The 4790-nt window shown below is 44.3% G+C and carries 2 protein-coding genes; both read left to right on the top strand.

All coding sequences use genetic code 11. The features are described from left to right. Positions 1-407 precede the first annotated feature (407 nt). Positions 408-3593 (top strand): DEAD/DEAH box helicase, encoded by a 3186-nt coding sequence (locus RIG27_RS22145; RefSeq protein ID WP_446348746.1) that lies wholly within the window; start codon positions 408-410, stop codon positions 3591-3593. Between the two features lie 80 nt (positions 3594-3673). Further along, a complete protein-coding gene (locus tag RIG27_RS22140; RefSeq protein WP_446348744.1) occupies positions 3674-4513 on the top strand; it encodes an SWIM zinc finger family protein in 840 nt (279 codons plus the stop codon). Positions 4514-4790: the final 277 nt, after the last annotated feature.

Below are 4790 nucleotides of genomic sequence, written 5' to 3'. Positions count from 1 at the left end.
CTACTCAGCATCTTGCTCGCTACTCAGCATCTTGCTCGCTACTCAGCATCTTGCTCGCTACTCAGCATCTTGCTCGCTACTCAGCATCTTGCTCGCTACTCAGCATCTTGCTCGCTACTCAGCATCTTGCTCGCTATTCAGCATCTTGCTCGCTACTCAGCATCTTGCTCGCTATTCAGTAATCGGACTGTATTAACTTTTGTAAATAGACCTCAAACCCTTACAAAGAATACGACTTAAGGCGGGTGGGCAATGCCCACCCTACGGTATATTAAAGGTTTCAGCAATTTCCTCATGCTTATTGAGCGTGCCATTATCCTGAATACTGGTGATTGATAATACGCCTCCCAATTTGGTATCATTCCCTCAACCGTTACGCTTCAACCTAACCCAGTCAGCATCTCGTCATGAAAATTATCCATGGCACCTGGATTCCCCAAACCTCTGACGCATTCATTCAAACGGGCGCGTTTTATCTGTGGGTGGAAACTGATACCCCTTCTACCCAGAAAACTACCCGCAGCAATACTCATCCGGCTCAATTAACCCCAGCAGATTTAGCCAACCTTCTGGTGAATGAACTCGGCGTTTCCCCAACGTCATCTAACCCGATTCAGAATCAAATTACTCCCCAATACTTTATTCTGCCCACCACTCAAGGACAACCGCTTCCGTCACTGGAATTAAGCCGCTATCTGGAAATTGAATTACCAGAATCTGTGGAGTGGCATATCTGGATAATTGATTGTTATCAGATTAGCCCCGTTCACCCAACCCGTGGACGTAAATCTGCCTCAATCGCCCCCGTGATTAAATGCTTAAATGACCTGCATTTTATTGCCCTCTACAATCCCTCAGAACTACAACTGGGGTCTGATTTACTGTTTTGGTATCACTACACCCAGTCCTTTAAACAAGTTATCCTCAAAGACCAATATATTCCAGCCCTTAAATACAGGGAATTCCCCTCACCCAAAAGCAAAGGTAAACGCAGCGCCAAAACTCAGTTATTTGAAATTTATCCCGCTTGGCAAATTATATCGGATCACTATGAAGAGACGATTAACTACTATCAAGACTATATGCCCCTTGCCTGTGTGTCCGGTCACGCCAGTCCCCCCGAACCCATCGAATTTTACGGGAAAGAAGCCTTAATTCGTCATTTTTCTGAATGCTTGCTGACGGAAATTATCACCAATACACCGATTCCGGCTGTTTTGGATAAAAGAATTAATCATTCTCTAATCACGGATTGCCTCTATTCCTCACAAACTCCCCTAGCACAAGCCCCTGAACCGGCATTAAACCGCTATAAACAATGGTCAAGTTGGAAACAACAGATTAGGGGAGGTTCTGATACCTCCACTTTCCATCTTTGTTTTCAATTAGAAGACCCTGCGGAAGAGTCTCCAGACTCATGGCAGATTCAGTTTATCGTCGCCTCTAAAAAAGACCCATCTCTGAAACTAGCAGTTGCCGATTATTGGACTCTGAGTCAAAAAAAGAAAGCCACAGTTTATCAACAATTTGGTCAAGATTTCGAGAAAACCTTACTTTTAAATCTCGGTTATGCTGCCCGTATCTATCCACAAATTTGGCATGGCTTGGAAACCGACCAACCTACAGGGTTAAACCTTACCTTAGAGGAGGCGTTCACGTTTCTCAAAGAACAAGCGTGGGTGCTAGAAGATGCCGGCTATAAAGTCATTGTTCCCGCCTGGTGGACTCCATCCGGGCGTCAACGTGCCAAGCTGCGCCTCAATGCTTCCCCGAAAACATCTCAGTCTCCAAAAGCGGCGAGTAAGGGTTATTTTAATCTAGATACAATTATTCAATATCACTACCAACTCTCCATTGGTGGTCAAGTAATTACGCCTAAGGAATGGCAGCAGTTAGTGGCGGCAAAAACACCCTTAGTCCAGTTTCGAGGTCAGTGGATTGAACTCGATAAAAATAAGATGCAGCAAATGCTGGAGTTTTGGCAATCCCACCAGGAAGAAACGGCAGAAATGACACTCCTGGAGTTGCTCAAGAAAACCAGCGAAGCTGACACAGAGATAGAAGTCGAACATGATGCTATCTTAGGTCAAATTATGGCGTGCTTAAATAACCCCAGCCGACTGGAACCGATTGACAATCCTGCCCAATTAAAAGGAACGTTAAGGGAGTATCAAAAACGCGGTGTATCTTGGCTGCAATATTTAGAACAATTGGGACTCAATGGCTGTCTGGCGGACGATATGGGCTTGGGTAAGTCCATTCAGATTATTGCCCAGTTAGTTAAGGAACGCGAAACCGAATATTCGGTGTCCCCTACCCTGTTAATTGCCCCAACTTCTGTGGTGGGGAATTGGCAAAAAGAGATTGAAAAATTTGCTCCTCATTTGCGTACCTTGGTGCATCATGGGAGTAACCGAATTAAAACGGAAAAGGAGTTTAAAGCGGCTAGCCAAACTCTTGACGTAATTATTACCTCATTTACCCTCGCCCGCAAAGACGAAAAACTGCTCAAAAGTTTAACCTGGCACCGTTTAGTTCTCGACGAAGCCCAAAACATTAAAAATCCCAAAGCCGCCCAAACTAAAGCCATTCTCAAATTACCCGCCCATCATCGTGTGGCGTTAACTGGAACGCCGATAGAAAACCGTTTATTAGATCTTTGGTCAATCTTCAACTTTCTCAATCCAGGCTATTTAGGCAAACAAGCCCAGTTTCGTAAGGCTTTTGAACTTCCAATTCAAAAAGACAATAACCGCCGACAATCGACGGTGTTAAAGCAGTTAGTTCAACCCTTGATTCTACGACGGGTGAAGACAGATAAACAGATTATTAAAGATTTACCCGATAAAGTTGAACATAAACAGTATTGCCAGCTTACCCAAGAACAAGCCTCATTGTATGAAGCCGTCGTCAAAGATGTGGAGGCAAAACTGGAAGACGCTGAAGGAATTAACCGCAAAGGGTTAATTTTGTCAACCCTAATGAAACTCAAACAAGTTTGTAATCATCCAGCCCAGTTTCTCCAAGATAACAGCGAATTCTCGCCCACGCGATCGCACAAATTAGAACGCCTGATCGAGATGATTGAGGAAGTGAATGCGGAAGGAGAAAGTTTGCTCATTTTCACCCAATTTACAGAAATTGGTAGCGCTATAACCAACTATCTGAAACAGACCTTGCATTATAATACCTATTATATTCATGGCGGCATCAGTCGGACAAAACGGGAGCAAATGATTACGGCATTTCAAGACCCTGATACTGAACCATCGGCGTTTATTTTATCTCTAAAAGCCGGGGGTGTTGGCATCACCTTAACTAAAGCCAATCACGTATTTCATTTTGACCGTTGGTGGAACCCCGCTGTCGAAGACCAAGCCACTGATCGCACCTTCCGGATTGGTCAAAAGAAGAATGTTTTTGTGCATAAATTTGTCGCATTAGGCACGTTAGAAGAACGGATTGACCAGATGATTGAAGAGAAGAAAAAATTGTCAGGGGCGATTGTCGGGGCGGATGAGTCTTGGTTAACGGAACTGGATAATGAACGGTTTAAACAGTTGATTGCTTTGAATAAAACCGCTATTCTATAAAGTTAGGAGGGAGAATTTGAGTTAATTTTGGTGGGCATTGCCCACCCTACAAGTGCTATTAAACTTAGGAGATAGGCAGAATGTCTAGATTCAGCCGAACCTGGTGGGGGAAACGCTTTATTGATACCTTAGAATCCTTTACCGACTCAGGTAGACTGGGACGAGGGCGTTCTTATGCCAGTGGGGGTAAGATTAAGGAGTATCAAATTATTCAGGGGAAAATAACCGCAAAAGTTAGGGGGTCAATTAATCCCTATTTTGGCGTTTATAACGAGCCATTATACACCACAACCATTGAAATAAAACCCATTTCAGCAGCATCGTGGTCAAAGGCGATCGCGAACTTGTCATCGAAGGCGAGTTTTGTCTCTAAACTCCTCATGAATGAGATGCCAGATAATATTGAAGAAGCATTTGCTGATGTTAATCTTCAGTTGTTACCCAAAAGCCGTTCTGACTTTAACACCCATTGTTCCTGTCCCGACTGGTCAAATCCCTGTAAACATATCGCCGGGGTTTATTACTTAGTCGCAACGGCGTTAGATGCTGACCCTTTTTTACTCTTTGAACTCAGAGGTTTATCGCGAGAAAAGCTACAGCAAGAACTAGGTAAATCCCCCTTAGGTCAGGTGTTATCTGAATCCTTACAGCATCAGGAAGCCGCCATAGAACCTGCCCAATCTTACTATACCCAGCTCGAAAAAATGCCACCCCCATCATCTGTGAATCAGAAGGAGTTCTGGTTGGGAGAGAAACGATTACCCTCAATAGTGGAGGTGGATGCAACTGCGAATATTCCCGCCATTTTGATTAAAAAAGCCGGAGACATTCCTCCCTTTTGGCACAAGGATAGTTCGTTTATTGAGGCAATGGAACAGGTGTATCAGCGAGTGCGGACTAAAAATAAAGAGAGCCTCTGAACAATGGGGTGTTTTTTCCTGGATTTCCGATGAAATTATTGTCGTAGTAGTGCGAGCATCTTGCTCGCTATCCAAGTAGTGCGAGCATCTTGCTCGCTATCCAAGTAGTGCGAGCATCTTGCTCGCTATCCAAGTAGTGCGAGCATCTTGCTCGCTATCCAATCAGCATCTTGCTCGCTATCCAATCAGCATCTTGCTCGCTATCCAATCAGCATCTTGCTCGCTATCCAATCAGCATCTTGCTCGCTATCCAATCAGCATCTTGCTCGCTATCCAA

Origin of the sequence: Coleofasciculus sp. F4-SAH-05 (genome assembly GCF_040222985.1) — a bacterium.
GTDB lineage: Bacteria > Cyanobacteriota > Cyanobacteriia > Cyanobacteriales > Coleofasciculaceae > Coleofasciculus > Coleofasciculus chthonoplastes.
This window is presented reverse-complemented; position numbering and strand designations above follow the sequence as displayed.